Origin of the sequence: Enterobacter sp. HK-058-C-ECC (genome assembly GCF_047531125.1) — a bacterium.
GTDB classification, from domain to species: Bacteria; Pseudomonadota; Gammaproteobacteria; order Enterobacterales; family Enterobacteriaceae; genus Enterobacter; species Enterobacter quasiroggenkampii.
Genome location: NZ_JBLKCH010000002.1, coordinates 723,091 through 736,133 on the forward strand (window position 1 = coordinate 723,091; position 13,043 = coordinate 736,133).

The window sequence follows — 13,043 nt, forward strand, 5'->3', positions numbered from 1 at the left end:
CGCACTGTTGGCGGGTTTCATTTATTTGTTGCTCAGTTCGTTTTAACGTCCCGAGCCTACCACAATTTAAGCACTTTCTTGCTCACTCTGCAACTTAAATCTGTCGCCATTTGTGCCAAACGCATCACAAAGTGGGGCGTACAGGATCGATTCTGCCAAACTTACCCATGTGTCGATTCGGCGTCGGCATTTGATAAGTGTCCAGTCAGAGTGTTTTTCATTAAGCTCCTTGGCCATCTGCAGCTTGCTCTTACGCAGACGGTGGCGGTCAACGATTACGCCATACAACCCACGGTATTCTTCGTTCATGAGTACAGCGGCGATCACGCCATCAATCTTCAGCCCTTCTTCGTCAGAACAGAACGCCAAGCCGCTTTTGTTTTTGCTGTCGAGGATTTCGCGCAGGTATGCTTCCAGCTCAGGTTTAGTGATGCCGGATTTCTTCATGCGGCGCAGTGCATCGTTGATTGCGGTCTTGGTGATTTTCCCGGATGCCAGCAGCTGGTTAAACATGTTTCCGCCAGAGCCGCCACCGATATATGACCAGCGGCCCCACATGCGGAGCTTGCCCTGTACCCATATGCTTTCGAGAGTGCGAAGGCGAACCATCTCGCCGGATTTGCCAACTTCAGAAGGATTGATCATGTTGCGTCTCCACTTACGCCAGTACGCCGATTTCAAGCGCACGATCTAAAAACCGAAACAACAGCACCAACTGGTCGCCGTGCTTCGCTTCAAATGCCACAGGATCAGCGTGCAACTCGTCGTGATGTGCTCTGCACAGCGGTATCACAAACAGGTCATGCGCTTTGGTACCCATACCACCCTGCCCGTGGCCAATCAGGTGGTGGGGGTCGTCTGCCGGGTTATTGCAGCAACTGCACTTCTGCGACTTAACCCAGCGGGTGTACTTATCGTTCTCCCAGCGGCGGCGCTTTGGCCTCAGCATGAAAGATTCAGGTGATTCAGGGTCTACCTTCACCGAGACTATCTTCTTAACTTTCTCCTGGAGGATTTCAGTTGCCGGTAATGACGGAACAATCTCACTTTCCCGCATCACTGAGCTATGCGATTCAGGTTTAATCCTGAGGGCTTTATTGGCCACTGATTCAGGAATAAGGTCAGCCAGATCGTTACGTACCATCCACCAGCAAAACTCCGGCAGCGTCAGGGTGTGGTCAGCGCTGAAACCCAGCATGATATTCACCCTTTCGAGCAGCCATTTTACCAGGTTCTGCATGGCAATTCCTGCCAGTCTTTCAGTAGTTTGTTCACGCAGTTGGTTATCGCATCCCCAGCACAGGCGAATGCTGCCGGGGGCGTGGCGTAGCAGAGTGAAGTCCTTTGAGTGCCATTCATTGTGGGGCCACTGACATTCGAATTTTCTTTCCAGCCAGGCATCAAGACTGCTAAGCCCACCAGCACGCTGAATAACTCTCTCATTCAGGAAAAGCTCCTGCACACTGACATCATCCGCCAGTGGCTGGTGCGCTTCAGGAATCAGTCCAGATGGCAGGTGCTTGATTGCTTCGGAAGGCGTTTCAATCACCACCCGGCCACGACGAAACAGCCACAACAATTCGTTACCAGGACGAAACAGCACCACCCCGGACAATGGCGCGACTTCAGGTGTCAATATGGCTCTCACGCAATTTGCCCCTTAGCAATATGTTCAGCCCACAGGCCGCCAATCCAGCGCACGCCCTTTGCAGTAAAGCGGGACTGATTGAATGCATAGTTAGTCTGGTTGGTGGTCCCTGTCTTAACTTCGAATCGCCCTGCTTCGATGTGCTTGCTCTTTGGTGTAAGAACACGGTTTAACCGGTACATGATGCCGTTCTCTATGAGGAACATCGCAAACTCAGGTTCTTTGGCGTTAAGGAGCTTGGCAACCTGCCGGAACGTCATTGAGCCAGTGGCTTTGACATAACGATCAACAAATTCAGCCTTAGGCGCTGCTATGGCCAATTCTTCACTCAGGCGTTGCTTCTGTTCGGCAAGGTCAGCAGCGAGGCGAAGTGCTTCAGGTAGTGTTTGCGGTACCACCATCCCGGCCCCGCTCTCCAGTTCCTGCCAGCGGTCAACCAGACGGGCGGTAAACTCCGGGCACAGCTGCGCAACGATCACATAGCTGTCTCGCTTGTTAACTTCGTAGTAATGGTAAACCTGCTGGTTCTGAGGGTGGGTATACTGCAATGCAGCATACCCCCCAATCACACCAGAATTCATGAGGCGCTCGATGGTTACACAGACATTGCTGTGTCGTGAGTCGACCAGCTTAGCAATTTCACGGCCGGACATCGTTATTTGCTGTCCCATCGCGGCGGCGTGATGAGTCGGACACATTACGGTGATATTCATCTGATTCATGCTCTTCTCCACTTATCAGGCGGCTGCACCCGCCAGAGGTTCATGTTTCTTGATCGATATCTCTACTCGTCCACCGGGTACTTTCGGCCCCCACTCCACCAGCATTCTCTGTACCTGACTGTCATCCTCCCAGATGCCAGCGTGCGTAAGCGCGTCAAACAGAGCCTTGTTGTAGTTGTCGATGTCGCGGCGGCGAGCATCTGGCGGAAAGAGAAGGATCTCCACAGCAGCTGGTGACGATGATGGTTTAGGAAGGCAACGCAACTGCTCAATAATCGCTGCGCATGCCGCACTCTGATATGCCCTGCCTTTCTCACTGATAAGATGGCGGCCTTTTAACGGCCCCTTGTTCGGGGCTCGCCAGTAAGTGTTTACGCTAGGCGGGAACGGGAGCACCAGTTTCATAAATTCACTCCCTGTTTTTTCAGCCATTCCACCGCGTTCTCTCTGGCCATTTCTCCACCGGATAGCAGGCCTTTAATGATCGCTACCGGATCAGCATCCAATTCTGTTTTGACGACGGTAATGCCCCTGGCTGCCCCAGGAGCAATGGAGAGGTAACCCTTTTTCTTAAGTGCCTTCACGTGCTCAGCAGCAGCGTTCGGTGATGCACAGCCGATTAACCCGGCAAGCTCCAGCAGGGTTGGAGGAAATCCCGTTCTGTCCTTGTAAAGCACTATGGCATCAAGAACCTCACTCTGACGCGGCGTTAATTTGCTCATGACTCGACTCCATAACGCCCGTTCAGGCGCCCGATTACGCTGTTGAACATCACCAGGCTTACACCCATCGGCTTAACCTTCTCGTGGTACTCCTTCAGGATCGGAGGGACAACGACATTCCAGCTTGGCTTCGGCCTTTTCTTCAGGGCTTTCTTAATGGCATCGGAGCATTGGCGGGCAACGTCACGAACCGCGTTCATCTCCTCGATTGAAAGCTTCTTCATGCGGCTCTCCACCCGTCTTTAAAGATCGGCTGAACGTTGCCAGGGAAAAACTCTACATCCGGTGATTCGGCCTGATTTCCCCAGTGGTCCCAGCCAGGCGCGCCGCAGCGGCTAAACAGTTCGATGCGCGGAACGTCACCGTACAGTTTTTCGAGACGGTGACGCGCTTCCCATGGCTTTTGGCTGTGCTCCCCGAGTGGGCTGTAGATTACCTGCTTGATGCTTGCGCACTGGCGCTCAAGTCCATTTCCCCTGGTGGCTATCAGCAGGTCTTCAGTATTTGCTCGGGTGTAGTTGCCACCGTTCATGCGGGTCTGCGTATTCAGCAGGTCGAGGAAGTCGTAAAAGTCCTCAACTCCGCCAGCCTGAAGCACTTTGTTGATGTGCTGCTCTGCCAGCGGGTTGAACTTCACCCAGGTAAAGCCCTTCATCGTGCGGACCTTAAAACCCCAAGCTTCAGCCAGTTCGATAGCCTCGCGGGTGTGCGTGCCGGTGAACCACATAGCCAGAACAGCATCATCGGCAGCAAGGTCCCAGACAGGCAGACGTTTCATGTCGATCAGCTTCATCGTGCCGTAGTGATTGGTTGCAGCGCCGTTGCTGACGGTGTTCCCGTATTCCCAGGCTGGGTCTGCGTAAATCAGAGAGTATTTCATCAGATATTCCTCCCCTGACCTGCCAGACACCATGCGTCAGAAGGTGTTTTGACTTTCGGTACCATGCTCAGGCAACGCTGGCGCTCAATCAGTATCTTCATGCGCTGCTCTTCGTCTTTTGAGCGGTTGAAAGCTTCCATCAGAACCGTAGCCGCACGTTGGAAGAGCCCCTTCTCAAACAGGCCTTGAGCTTTTTCCATCATCGCGGTTACTGCCGGGTTCGGTGCGGCTTCCTGTTCTGATGCAACTGGTGCGTCAGCTCGGTTAATTTTCAGTGCAGAACGCCCTTCGCTCACATCCCCACCCGGCGCTTTAGCAAAATACTGGTAGCACTTGCCGTTGTGCTGGCGGGTAGCGCGATTCAGTTTGACCAGGTGGCATACCCCGCGCTGAACAGCATGAACGTCGTACTGTGGCATTGATGCCGCAATCTCTTTGTTCGTTAAGCCTGGGTTGGTGGCGATGAAAATCTGAATGTCTTTCAAAAGGCTCATGTATTTACCCCCTGAAACCGTCAGGAATTTTGCTGTAGTCGGTATTCTTAAAGCTGGATTTGAATACGCCATCTTCACGGAGCCACTCACCGTTAACTCGCGGTGGACGGCCAGCTTTGGCCCAACTGTTCGCTGACTTCAGGTAGCCAGGGAACTTGGACGGCTGGAAAAGCGTCTGTGGTCGAAGGTAGGCCGCCATCGTCAGGTCTTCGCTCCACTTGGCGTTGCAGTAGTCCACCACCAGCGACAATTCTTCAACGGTGTAGCCCTCCCCGATTCGGGCACGAATATTTTGCAGCGAGGTTGTTGAAACCTGATAACGCGAACTGGTCACCTGGTTGAGATGGGTTAAAACCTGTTTAGCCTGATCGGTGATCAACACATCACCGTCTGGTTGCGGCGCAACCGGACAAATAGGGTTTTTAATATCTGTAGTATTCTCTGTTGTATTCTCTGTAAGAACATCAGTGCAATTTGACCTGATGAGAGCGGTTCGTTTTGACCCGATGGAGTGTTTCACTTTGACCTCTTCCATCGGTTCATTTTGACCTGATGGAAGAGTGCATTTTGAACTCTTCGATTTGGTCACTTTGACCTCATTTAAAAGCTCGCTTTCGTAGTTAATCGTGTAGTAGTTCGTCATGTCGCGCTGAGACTTGTTCAGCTGCTCAACTTTGAGCACGCCGAGCTGCTTCAGGCGGGTGAATGTGCGCTTCAGCGTAGACTCAGACCAGAACGGGAACTGCTCCAGCCACTGCTCGTTGGTGTTGTAAATCCAGCGCACGCCGTCACGCTCCAGTCCGGAGGTGGTTTCTTTAAGCCAGTAGTTAACCTGCTGCAACGCAATGGCCTCGTTCAGGCCAATGCTGTATGCAAGGTCAGGGTTTATCACTATCGGCCGGGATGGCATCAACAGGCTCATGGTCGTCCTTTAACTCTGTAAATTTACGCTGGAATTGCTCAAGAGGGCTGAAGCACTCATGATCGTACCCTTCGCGAAGGTATATAACGCGTCGAGTCTGTGGCTCCCACCTGATGACACGGACCGGGACGCCGTAGTGGTCTTTGAATCGCCGGTTAACTTCAGCCATTCCTCACGCCCCTTCTCGTTCATCTGAGCAAAAGCCTCTACCATCGCGTTCTCAGGCTGGTAGTTGTTCGGGTCAGCCTGGTCGTTTAATCTCTCCACATAGCCGAACGGGGAATCTTTTCCCACCAGCGGAAGGCATCTGAATTGCTTCGCTGGTCTCAATCGGTTTAAACTGTTCATGCGTTAGTTTCTCCACTGAATACGACACGCCACGACGCCCGGAGCTGCACACTCGCGGGCGTCACTTCTTTTGGCTTTTCTTACGGCTAAACAGCGCGACAATCGCGCGGATTTCTTCTTCACGCGCAGCCAGGTGACGGCGGTGATGTTCGTGAATCTCTTCAGCTTCATGTGGTTCTATCACTCCATCTTCCAAGGCCTTCTGGATAATCTGATCAACCTGACCACGTGCTGCTGCAGTTCTCATGGCACGGGTAAACAGATCGACGCGGTCCAGGTCTTCAAGATGCGGAACGTCCACCAGCAAAGCGCCGCGGCGTTGAGCGAAGTAATCAGCCAGGAGAGACGTATTTGAAATGTCTTCCATCGCCTCCAGTTCGTTCACTTCGAAGAAACGGCAGCCATTCTTCTCGTACAGGTTGTTGTTGAACTGCGTTACTGACATGCCAAGAGCACCGGCCATAGCCTCACGGCCACCGGGGTACGCTTTACACATCGCTTTCACTACTTCTTTCAGGCTTGGCTCTACCATATTGTTTTTCCTTTTGTAGTTACTTTAAAGCAGCTGAATCTGTAGCCTTTTGGGGACGACTAATCGCTTTGATTAATTCCTTTGAGAACTTTCCATCGGATGCTAATGCGATTTTTTCCGCGTAATTGGTCTCGCCAGTAAAATCTGTACGAGGCAGGCAGCCTTTTTTCATCCATTTGTAGATGGACCGAGCGCTACATCCGCAAGCAGAAGAGATCGTAATGACACCAATCTCCTTGATGGCTTCAGTAAGAGTTGGGAGTTTTGCCTCTTGCATATGAACCTCACTTTATGAACTTAAAGTACATATTATGACGGAACTGATAGTTCACGCAAGTACACCTATTATTGAACTCATGGTTCATGAGGAAAGAGCGCGACAAGACTTCTCCAAACGGCTAGCGCTGGCCTGTGATAAAGCTGGTTTTCAGGTTCATGGTCGACAGGCAGAAATTGCTAAGAAAATGAAGCTAACGCCTAAAGCTGTGAGCAAATGGTTTAATGGGGAAGCAATACCGAGACGTGGAAAGTTGCAGGATTTGGCAGCTCTTCTTGGCACGTCTGCAACTTACCTGCTAGGTGATTCTTCTGAGGACGGAATTATCAAAAGACAAGCCAACATGAGCAGCGATGTTTACCGAGTTGAAGTTCTGGATCTTACTGTCAGTGCTGGTCCAGGAAACTACATGCTTTCGGACTATGTTGAAGTTCTGTATGCAATCGAGTTCACCTCTGAACATGCCCGTTCTCTCTTCGGTAATCGTCCTCAGCAAGACGTCAAAGTAATGACAGTAAGCGGGGACAGCATGGCCCCAACGTTAGTGTCAGGGGATAGGTTGTTCGTGGATATTTCAGTGCGACATTTCCAGACTGACGGCGTCTACTCCTTTGTTTTCGGCAAGACCTTCCACGTAAAACGCCTTCAGATGCAGGGAGACAAGTTGGCTGTATTGTCCGATAACCCCGCTTATGAGAAGTGGTACATAAAAGAAGATAGCCAAGATCAACTTTACGTAATGGGTAAAGCCTTGATTCATGAGTCAATTAAATACAATAAACTTTAGCAATCAGGTTAGATCAGGGGTAAATGTCTTGAAATCAAATATTAAGGAAAGAATTTCCTACGTTATCCCAATAAGTTATGCGGACGACGAATCGGGGGTCCCTGTTCTTGTTTATGAGTTCGATGATTGGTCAGGTGAAGCTAATATCGCATTCGGGGTCTATTTTATAGGGCTCAGGTCTAACAAAACTTACATAACGGGCATCACTGTCTATAACGATGAAAGTGAAATAATTACTTTAGAATCAACAGAATTTAATAACCACCGCGCATTCAAAGTGTCAGAAGCACCGGACGGGGAAAACATTGTTTCAGCATCAATAAAAGTCAACTTTAACAATGTTAAAGTTCCTAATCCTGGTATCTATGAAGTTGAAGCAATACTTATAGACAGTGAGACACGACAAATAATTAGCAGAAATAGTTCTTTCTTCGACATTAAACCTTTTGGGATGATTAGAGATGAGTTCAGAGAAAGTCGTTGAGTTGAGGCCTAATCAGGACGTTTCTCGGCATGATGGACACCAGGCGCTCCAAGATACATACTATGGTAATGGTGGAGGCGGTGGAGGAGATGACATGCTTCAGCGAGTTAAAGATCTTGAAAAAGATGTCCAACAAATGAAAACTGATATAGCAGTTATGCGCTCCAACTACGCAACAAAAACTGATGTCAGTGACGCTAAAAACTCGATCATTATCTGGGTCGTTGGTGCAGTGGTATTCTCTCAACTTATACCAGCGATACCAAACATACTGAAAGTTTTTACGCATCAATAGAACCCGATTTAGTATCGGGTTTTATTGCTTTTCTTCACAAAATCCGCAGCATCCCTGTTAAATCCCTTGCCGATCACATTGCCCTTCTCTCTGCGATAGTGTTCCAACTTCTCAATGATAGCTTCCTGCGTCACTGGTTGATCTGACAGCGATAAGCCCCCAACTTCCCTGCCTATAGCATGGGCCATCATACACACCCTTCCTTCGTCTAATCTCATAACCTCCCACTTCTTTGGTGATCTTTTAATCACATCATCGGTAATTAAAAATAAAAACGTTAATTTACAATAATTTATAAAACAAACCCCTCTTAATTGTACTTTTGGTACTTTACTTAATTGAACTATTAGTACATATTAAGTTCATCGGCATATGGCACATGTGCCGCAGCGGTCCGGGGATTCCTTGCAAGACAATATCCAGATCCAGCGGGTAGCCGGAATGTGCAAGCCAGTTGTGTACGACAGCCAGAGACGTTTCACCAGCGTGGCGATCAGGTGACAGCCCAGACGATATCTGAGTGGCTTAAAAAACAGATGGGAGCCGGTGGAATCCCGGCACACAACATGAAAGCGCACTCCATCAACTATCGGTTGTGGATGACAGGTAAGTAAACGAACGGAGTGCGCTTCCAGTTGTGTAAACCGTAGTCGCTGTACCAGATGCTGTGTGTAGTCTTGGCGGTCGGCAGTTTGAAATCCCTTAATGTCGACCGCCCCTTTTACACAACTGAAAGCGCGTTCAGCCGGTTCCTTGAGAGGCCTCAGTCGTTAAATCAACCTCAGGAGAACGCGCTCCCAATTGTGGAGAAGCTAACAGGCGGTGGCAGCCGCCCGTTTCACTAAGTGCCTTGGTTGGGTGCTTACTAAAACGAAACCCCTTTATGTTTTGTCGCCAAATGGCGAGGGATTCGTGCAACCAAAATTCAGCGGATGTTTCCACTGGAGGAACGATGAACCACCTCGAATTTATAGAGAAAAACGTGAGGGAACAGCTGATAAAGCAAGGCTTTTCCTCTTCGGTGGCTCAGGGGGGGGCGTGGCAAGCGATTGATTTATATAAGCGCATGTCACAGGCCAGTAAGAAGGGTGCGATTTTCGACGATGTAATGAGGCACGCAAAAGCCTGGGCAGACAAACAGGTTTCAAAGGCTGAAGTTACCAGGCGGAAACGAACCTCCCCTAAAGACCAAGGTGGCCTCTTCTAAGTTGTAAGGCCAAGAATTCCGCGCTGTGCAGAGCGCTTATAACACGGAGAAACTAATCATGACGAACACACAGAATGTCACCGAGTTACAACCACGCATGACCAGGGAGCAGCTTATTGACGCAGCTCGCAAGGCCGCCCCTCTCCTTCCTGCCGCTTATGGTTGGATGGTTAACGAACTGGCTAACCGCCTGGACTATACCAGCGTCGCACTGTGTGAAGCGCTGGCGCAGCGGAAGGAACTGGCTGACCAGAACGCCACCCTTCGCCAGGATGTAGCGAGTTGGGCCAAAGAGTGCGACCGCATTGTGGAACGCCACACTAAGACCCGAACCAATATGCACCTGCTGCAAGCTCAGCGAGAACTCCGTGAGCTGCCTCGTGTCGTCATTTCCATGAATAACGAGGTTGTTCTCTAATGGCTAACTCATTCAAGCAAATGACCAAGGCCGGTGTAATTAAGCGCACCGATACCGGGATGTTTATCGCTCTTTCAGATATCCACGTTCGTGAAGGATTCAACAAGCGTGAAGACGATGAACGCACCCGCCAGGCTGATGATGACCTGTTCAATTACCTGATGAACGGCGGTTCAGTTCCACCGCTGGAGGTTATCGCTCGTGATGAGGGTGGCGTGTGGGTTGTTGAAGGTCACCGCCGTCGTCGCTGCTATGCGCGCTGTGCTGAAGCTGGTAAGCCAGTAGACCGCATCCACATCATGCCGTTCAACGGTAACGATGTTCAGCGTCTGGCGCGGATCATGACCAGTAACAACCAGCTGCCGCTCTCCGATATGGAACAGGCTGCAGTCATTCAGGAGCTGCACAACGCCTTCAACCAGACCACCAGCGAGATCGCAAAACTGGTCAATAAGTCTGTACCTACTGTCGAAAAGCTCCTGCTACTTAGCACAGCTAACCAGGACGTTCAGAAAGAAGTTAAATCCGGAAACGTGTCCGTAGATGTGGCTGTTGATCGAGTAAAAGAGTTCGGCGAAAAGGCCGGTGAGGTTCTCCAGAAGGATAAAGCTTCCGCTGCCGCAAAGGGTAAGAAGAAAGTTACCCGCAGCGTTATAGCGCCGGAAGTTAGCGTGAAGAAAGCGCGTCGCCTTGTTGATCTTATTAGCAAAGCAGGCATCAGCGAAACAGGTGTTATCTGTCTTGAAGGTTTAGCACATGCCGAAGCAGTGCAAATTATTGATGAGCACAACTCGTTAGTTACATCACGTCAGGGAGAAGCCTAATGAGTAAGGTTGGAGATTATTTCTTTGAGTTCCCGGCGTCTCGAGGCACTCAGGGCAGCACAGTGACTTATATGATCACCGCACCTGCCCGCGCACTTACCCGTATTCTTGCGTCTGATAATCATGGCAGCACGCTCGAACGCTCTCAACGTGAAATCAATCAGGCTCGGGTTAAGAAGTTTTACCAATACCTCGTCAATGCATACCAAAACAAAGAGCCCTTCATCATCCCGCCGCTGGTCGGCAACTGCGACGCGGTTATTGAGTTTGAAGAGTTCGGCAATACGAATGTGGGCGTCGCACGCTTCCCTATGGATGCGGTTATCAAGCTGTTCGACGGCCAGCACCGCGCCGCCGGGTTAGCGGAGTTCTGCCGGACATACGGAGAGCCGATCAGCATCCCGCTGATGTTGACGCACAATCTTCCGCTGAAAGCCCGTCAGCAATTCTTCTCCGATATCAATAACAACGTGTCGAAACCATCGGCTGCGATAAACATGGCTTATGACGGGCGTAATGATGTTGCCCAGGGGATGGTGACGTTCTTGTCTCAGCACGACACCTTCGCAGAGGTGACAGACTTCGAACACAATGTCGTTCCAGCGAAAAGTAAGTTGTGGGTGAGTTTCAAGGCCCTTAGCGACGCGACTGCAAAGTTTGCAAGCGCGGGCAGTAAGCCGCTGGAAATGGGCGACATAGAATCAATCTGGGAGGCCTGGTTGTCTCTTACACAGATCGAAGCTATTCGCCACGGAACCTGCCAGGCAGACTACAAGCGTGACTACATTCAGTTCCACGCTGTGATGATCAACGCCTTCGGTTATGCGGTTCAGAGACTAATGGCAGAGAACTCAATAGTAGATATTGTCCAGATGATTAAGACTCTTGCCAGCGATGTTGGCTCATCTGCTATGGAAGATTTTTTCCTGATCTCGAAATGGGGTGGTATATGCGCAAATACAGCGAAAGAGAAACCTTCGGTCATTGCTAACGTGCCAGCGCAGAAAGCTGCAGCTGAGATGCTTGTAAAGGTAATTAGGAATTGTTCCATCAATGCAGCCTCGGAGACAGAACAATGACTGACGAACAAATGGATGAACTGATGATTGTTGCAGTCAACATGCAGCGCGATGCTGAGACCGATTGTAACCGCCCTTCCGCTATGTTCGCTTATGCAGTTCAGGTTGCTGTTCTGGAACTGCGTAAGGTTCGCAATGATGCTTCTGCGCTGGCTGCGGAGAATGAGCTTATGAAAAAATCGGAGCCAGCACCATTCAGTAAGCTGATGATGGAGGCGCTTGATGTTTATCAGGCCGGCGCTGATGAAGTGCCGGAGCTGGCAATGCTGAGTGCGTATAAAAAGCTGCGAGATGGCCTAAAAACCCCGGCGACGGACGCTTTCCTGGCTGAGATTCGGGCGCAGGCGAAAGCCGATGGCGTACAGGAATACGCCGATAGCTTCCGCCACTCTGCATCAAAGATCCGTGAATGTCATGGCGACACTATCCGTGTCCGCGCTCTTCTTCATGAAGCCAATAATGCCGATGAGTTCGCCGCCCAGCTTCGCAAAGGATTACAGTCATGAGCAAATCACTTAATTCTCGTTGCATTCGTCGCTGGGAAGTTGAGTTTAAGGGCGTCTGCGATTCAAAGTTAAGTCCATGGTGGCGCAAGCGTGACCTGCGCGGTTATATCCGCGATGCTGCGCTGACAACCGCTGACTGCATGGTTCAGAGCATGGCCGAAAGAAATGCCAGGGTTGATTTTTGTGGTGTCGATAACGGATGGTCTCCGGAGTTCTCTGCCTGGTATGGCGAACGTCGCGAACAATACCTTAAAGAGGCGCGAGACTACCTCAACGAAGAAGCCAGCAACGATGAAATCGACGAAGAGATTCAGAACGAGCTGGAGGCCTGGAATGACTAACCTGCAGTTAGCTGTTAACGGTGAATACTTCGACCAGATGAAGTCTGGTGAGAAAACCGAAGAGTATCGCCTGGTAAATCCATACTGGTGCCGAAGGCTCTCACATGGCCATAACCAGCAATTACCTCGTCGCTTCGACCGCCTGATTATCACCCGAGGCTATCCTAAGCGCGACGACGAGAACAAACGCATCGACGTTCCGTATGCTGGTTACGAAGTGAAGATGATAACACATCCGCACTTCGGGCCCGACCCGGTTAAGGTCTTTGCTATCAAGATCAATATCGATGGCCAGTAAACTCAAACATCGGCGCATGCGCCGCCTTAAAGCTGACGCAGCATGGTGGCGCGAGGAGGCAGAGGATTGCCGCTCCCGCCTGCTGGAACTGGCCGGAGAAATCGACAGGCTCAAAAAGCTGGTTATCCGCGTGCCGATGCCGGTTCTCATGCCGAAGGAGATGGTCCACCAGCTCTATTACACCGAAACAAAAAGATGTCGTACCTGCAATGATGGGCTCCGTGGCGGTTGCTCATCTTGCATTTTCTATAAGAGATAG

At 50.6% G+C, this 13,043-nt stretch carries 24 protein-coding genes; 11 read left to right on the top strand and 13 right to left on the bottom strand.

Annotated elements, in window-relative coordinates; translation table 11 throughout:
- Positions 1 to 66: 66 nt before the first annotated feature.
- The 12 genes from ACMWJS_RS07580 to ACMWJS_RS07635 all read right to left on the bottom strand — a co-directional run bounded on the left by ACMWJS_RS07580 (position 67) and on the right by ACMWJS_RS07635 (position 6,545).
- Positions 67 to 645 (bottom strand): DUF1133 family protein, encoded by a 579-nt coding sequence (locus ACMWJS_RS07580; protein ID WP_414746875.1) that lies wholly within the window; start codon positions 643 to 645, stop codon positions 67 to 69.
- A 13-nt stretch (positions 646 to 658) separates the two neighbouring features.
- Entirely contained in the window at positions 659 to 1,648 is a 990-nt protein-coding gene (locus ACMWJS_RS07585; RefSeq protein ID WP_414746876.1) for a DUF968 domain-containing protein, read from the bottom strand.
- Positions 1,645 to 2,361, bottom strand: coding sequence for a phage antirepressor KilAC domain-containing protein (locus ACMWJS_RS07590; RefSeq protein WP_414746924.1), 717 nt, complete (start codon positions 2,359 to 2,361; stop codon positions 1,645 to 1,647). Before ACMWJS_RS07590 ends, ACMWJS_RS07585 begins: the two co-directional genes overlap by 4 nt.
- 24 nt (positions 2,362 to 2,385) lie before the next feature.
- Positions 2,386 to 2,775 carry a RusA family crossover junction endodeoxyribonuclease gene (locus tag ACMWJS_RS07595; RefSeq protein ID WP_023293909.1) on the bottom strand — a complete coding sequence of 130 codons (390 nt, stop codon included), beginning with the start codon at positions 2,773 to 2,775 and terminating at the stop codon, positions 2,386 to 2,388.
- Positions 2,772 to 3,092: a LexA family transcriptional regulator gene (locus ACMWJS_RS07600; RefSeq protein ID WP_414746877.1), complete on the bottom strand. Its 321-nt coding sequence runs from the start codon at positions 3,090 to 3,092 to the stop codon at positions 2,772 to 2,774. Before ACMWJS_RS07600 ends, ACMWJS_RS07595 begins: the two co-directional genes overlap by 4 nt.
- Positions 3,089 to 3,316, bottom strand: coding sequence for a hypothetical protein (locus tag ACMWJS_RS07605; RefSeq protein ID WP_414746878.1), 228 nt, complete (start codon positions 3,314 to 3,316; stop codon positions 3,089 to 3,091). Before ACMWJS_RS07605 ends, ACMWJS_RS07600 begins: the two co-directional genes overlap by 4 nt.
- A complete protein-coding gene (locus tag ACMWJS_RS07610; RefSeq protein ID WP_414746879.1) occupies positions 3,313 to 3,972 on the bottom strand; it encodes an MT-A70 family methyltransferase in 660 nt (219 codons plus the stop codon). Before ACMWJS_RS07610 ends, ACMWJS_RS07605 begins: the two co-directional genes overlap by 4 nt.
- Positions 3,972 to 4,466 carry a hypothetical protein gene (locus tag ACMWJS_RS07615; protein ID WP_414746880.1) on the bottom strand — a complete coding sequence of 165 codons (495 nt, stop codon included), beginning with the start codon at positions 4,464 to 4,466 and terminating at the stop codon, positions 3,972 to 3,974. The genes ACMWJS_RS07610 and ACMWJS_RS07615 overlap by 1 nt, the downstream gene beginning before the upstream one ends.
- 4 nt (positions 4,467 to 4,470) lie before the next feature.
- Positions 4,471 to 5,388, bottom strand: a complete 918-nt coding sequence (locus ACMWJS_RS07620; protein ID WP_414746881.1) for a conserved phage C-terminal domain-containing protein — start codon at positions 5,386 to 5,388, stop codon at positions 4,471 to 4,473.
- On the bottom strand, positions 5,345 to 5,557 hold the full coding sequence (locus tag ACMWJS_RS07625) for a DUF4222 domain-containing protein (protein WP_071993458.1): 213 nt from the start codon (positions 5,555 to 5,557) through the stop codon (positions 5,345 to 5,347). Before ACMWJS_RS07625 ends, ACMWJS_RS07620 begins: the two co-directional genes overlap by 44 nt.
- 240 nt (positions 5,558 to 5,797) lie before the next feature.
- Positions 5,798 to 6,268: a YmfL family putative regulatory protein gene (locus tag ACMWJS_RS07630; protein WP_167818190.1), complete on the bottom strand. Its 471-nt coding sequence runs from the start codon at positions 6,266 to 6,268 to the stop codon at positions 5,798 to 5,800.
- Positions 6,269 to 6,287: 19 nt separating this feature from the next.
- Positions 6,288 to 6,545 (bottom strand): DNA-binding protein, encoded by a 258-nt coding sequence (locus ACMWJS_RS07635; RefSeq protein ID WP_414746882.1) that lies wholly within the window; start codon positions 6,543 to 6,545, stop codon positions 6,288 to 6,290.
- Positions 6,546 to 6,579: 34 nt separating this feature from the next.
- Here ACMWJS_RS07635 and ACMWJS_RS07640 point away from each other — a divergent pair, with 34 nt between their 5' ends.
- From ACMWJS_RS07640 to ACMWJS_RS07650, 3 genes are read left to right on the top strand one after another with little or no spacing between them, the layout of a single operon-like run.
- Positions 6,580 to 7,332, top strand: a complete 753-nt coding sequence (locus ACMWJS_RS07640; RefSeq protein ID WP_414746883.1) for an XRE family transcriptional regulator — start codon at positions 6,580 to 6,582, stop codon at positions 7,330 to 7,332.
- A gap of 28 nt (positions 7,333 to 7,360) precedes the next feature.
- Positions 7,361 to 7,816, top strand: a complete 456-nt coding sequence (locus tag ACMWJS_RS07645) for a hypothetical protein (protein WP_414746884.1) — start codon at positions 7,361 to 7,363, stop codon at positions 7,814 to 7,816.
- A complete protein-coding gene (locus tag ACMWJS_RS07650; RefSeq protein ID WP_414746885.1) occupies positions 7,794 to 8,111 on the top strand; it encodes a hypothetical protein in 318 nt (105 codons plus the stop codon). Before ACMWJS_RS07645 ends, ACMWJS_RS07650 begins: the two co-directional genes overlap by 23 nt.
- A gap of 8 nt (positions 8,112 to 8,119) precedes the next feature.
- On the opposite strand, the gene ACMWJS_RS07655 is transcribed toward ACMWJS_RS07650, so the two are convergent.
- Positions 8,120 to 8,302, bottom strand: coding sequence for a hypothetical protein (locus tag ACMWJS_RS07655; RefSeq protein ID WP_414746886.1), 183 nt, complete (start codon positions 8,300 to 8,302; stop codon positions 8,120 to 8,122).
- Positions 8,303 to 9,063: 761 nt separating this feature from the next.
- On the opposite strand from ACMWJS_RS07655, the gene ACMWJS_RS07660 reads away from it, so the two are divergent.
- From ACMWJS_RS07660 to ACMWJS_RS07695, 8 genes are read left to right on the top strand one after another with little or no spacing between them, the layout of a single operon-like run.
- The gene (locus ACMWJS_RS07660; RefSeq protein WP_023305898.1) at positions 9,064 to 9,318 is read left to right on the top strand and encodes a hypothetical protein; all 255 of its coding nucleotides are present in this window, start codon (positions 9,064 to 9,066) and stop codon (positions 9,316 to 9,318) included.
- 58 nt (positions 9,319 to 9,376) lie between these two features.
- Entirely contained in the window at positions 9,377 to 9,736 is a 360-nt protein-coding gene (locus ACMWJS_RS07665) for a hypothetical protein (RefSeq protein WP_414746887.1), read from the top strand.
- Positions 9,736 to 10,560 (top strand): chromosome partitioning protein ParB, encoded by an 825-nt coding sequence (locus ACMWJS_RS07670; RefSeq protein WP_414746888.1) that lies wholly within the window; start codon positions 9,736 to 9,738, stop codon positions 10,558 to 10,560. The genes ACMWJS_RS07665 and ACMWJS_RS07670 overlap by 1 nt, the downstream gene beginning before the upstream one ends.
- Positions 10,560 to 11,639, top strand: a complete 1,080-nt coding sequence (locus tag ACMWJS_RS07675; RefSeq protein ID WP_414746889.1) for a DGQHR domain-containing protein — start codon at positions 10,560 to 10,562, stop codon at positions 11,637 to 11,639. Before ACMWJS_RS07670 ends, ACMWJS_RS07675 begins: the two co-directional genes overlap by 1 nt.
- A complete protein-coding gene (locus ACMWJS_RS07680; RefSeq protein WP_414746890.1) occupies positions 11,636 to 12,145 on the top strand; it encodes a hypothetical protein in 510 nt (169 codons plus the stop codon). The genes ACMWJS_RS07675 and ACMWJS_RS07680 overlap by 4 nt, the downstream gene beginning before the upstream one ends.
- Positions 12,142 to 12,486, top strand: a complete 345-nt coding sequence (locus ACMWJS_RS07685) for a hypothetical protein (protein WP_143344951.1) — start codon at positions 12,142 to 12,144, stop codon at positions 12,484 to 12,486. The genes ACMWJS_RS07680 and ACMWJS_RS07685 overlap by 4 nt, the downstream gene beginning before the upstream one ends.
- A complete protein-coding gene (locus tag ACMWJS_RS07690; RefSeq protein ID WP_414746891.1) occupies positions 12,479 to 12,784 on the top strand; it encodes an ASCH domain-containing protein in 306 nt (101 codons plus the stop codon). The genes ACMWJS_RS07685 and ACMWJS_RS07690 overlap by 8 nt, the downstream gene beginning before the upstream one ends.
- A complete protein-coding gene (locus tag ACMWJS_RS07695; protein WP_414746892.1) occupies positions 12,774 to 13,043 on the top strand; it encodes a hypothetical protein in 270 nt (89 codons plus the stop codon). The genes ACMWJS_RS07690 and ACMWJS_RS07695 overlap by 11 nt, the downstream gene beginning before the upstream one ends.

Bases quoted from the DNA above. Each gene is read 5' to 3' on its own strand.
- ACMWJS_RS07620 (WP_414746881.1), bottom strand. From the start codon at position 5,388: ATGAGCCTGTTGATGCCATCCCGGCCGATAGTGATAAACCCTGACCTT.
- ACMWJS_RS07610 (WP_414746879.1), bottom strand. From the start codon at position 3,972: ATGAAATACTCTCTGATTTACGCAGACCCAGCCTGGGAATACGGGAAC.
- ACMWJS_RS07650 (WP_414746885.1), top strand. From the start codon at position 7,794: ATGAGTTCAGAGAAAGTCGTTGAGTTGAGGCCTAATCAGGACGTTTCT.
- ACMWJS_RS07625 (WP_071993458.1), bottom strand. From the start codon at position 5,557: ATGGCTGAAGTTAACCGGCGATTCAAAGACCACTACGGCGTCCCGGTC.
- ACMWJS_RS07595 (WP_023293909.1), bottom strand. From the start codon at position 2,775: ATGAAACTGGTGCTCCCGTTCCCGCCTAGCGTAAACACTTACTGGCGA.
- ACMWJS_RS07640 (WP_414746883.1), top strand. From the start codon at position 6,580: ATGACGGAACTGATAGTTCACGCAAGTACACCTATTATTGAACTCATG.
- ACMWJS_RS07635 (WP_414746882.1), bottom strand. From the start codon at position 6,545: ATGCAAGAGGCAAAACTCCCAACTCTTACTGAAGCCATCAAGGAGATT.
- ACMWJS_RS07660 (WP_023305898.1), top strand. From the start codon at position 9,064: ATGAACCACCTCGAATTTATAGAGAAAAACGTGAGGGAACAGCTGATA.
- ACMWJS_RS07580 (WP_414746875.1), bottom strand. From the start codon at position 645: ATGATCAATCCTTCTGAAGTTGGCAAATCCGGCGAGATGGTTCGCCTT.
- ACMWJS_RS07670 (WP_414746888.1), top strand. From the start codon at position 9,736: ATGGCTAACTCATTCAAGCAAATGACCAAGGCCGGTGTAATTAAGCGC.
- ACMWJS_RS07665 (WP_414746887.1), top strand. From the start codon at position 9,377: ATGACGAACACACAGAATGTCACCGAGTTACAACCACGCATGACCAGG.
- ACMWJS_RS07685 (WP_143344951.1), top strand. From the start codon at position 12,142: ATGAGCAAATCACTTAATTCTCGTTGCATTCGTCGCTGGGAAGTTGAG.
- ACMWJS_RS07615 (WP_414746880.1), bottom strand. From the start codon at position 4,466: ATGAGCCTTTTGAAAGACATTCAGATTTTCATCGCCACCAACCCAGGC.
- ACMWJS_RS07605 (WP_414746878.1), bottom strand. From the start codon at position 3,316: ATGAAGAAGCTTTCAATCGAGGAGATGAACGCGGTTCGTGACGTTGCC.
- ACMWJS_RS07600 (WP_414746877.1), bottom strand. From the start codon at position 3,092: ATGAGCAAATTAACGCCGCGTCAGAGTGAGGTTCTTGATGCCATAGTG.
- ACMWJS_RS07630 (WP_167818190.1), bottom strand. From the start codon at position 6,268: ATGGTAGAGCCAAGCCTGAAAGAAGTAGTGAAAGCGATGTGTAAAGCG.
- ACMWJS_RS07655 (WP_414746886.1), bottom strand. From the start codon at position 8,302: ATGATGGCCCATGCTATAGGCAGGGAAGTTGGGGGCTTATCGCTGTCA.
- ACMWJS_RS07675 (WP_414746889.1), top strand. From the start codon at position 10,560: ATGAGTAAGGTTGGAGATTATTTCTTTGAGTTCCCGGCGTCTCGAGGC.
- ACMWJS_RS07680 (WP_414746890.1), top strand. From the start codon at position 11,636: ATGACTGACGAACAAATGGATGAACTGATGATTGTTGCAGTCAACATG.
- ACMWJS_RS07590 (WP_414746924.1), bottom strand. From the start codon at position 2,361: ATGAATATCACCGTAATGTGTCCGACTCATCACGCCGCCGCGATGGGA.
- ACMWJS_RS07690 (WP_414746891.1), top strand. From the start codon at position 12,479: ATGACTAACCTGCAGTTAGCTGTTAACGGTGAATACTTCGACCAGATG.
- ACMWJS_RS07695 (WP_414746892.1), top strand. From the start codon at position 12,774: ATGGCCAGTAAACTCAAACATCGGCGCATGCGCCGCCTTAAAGCTGAC.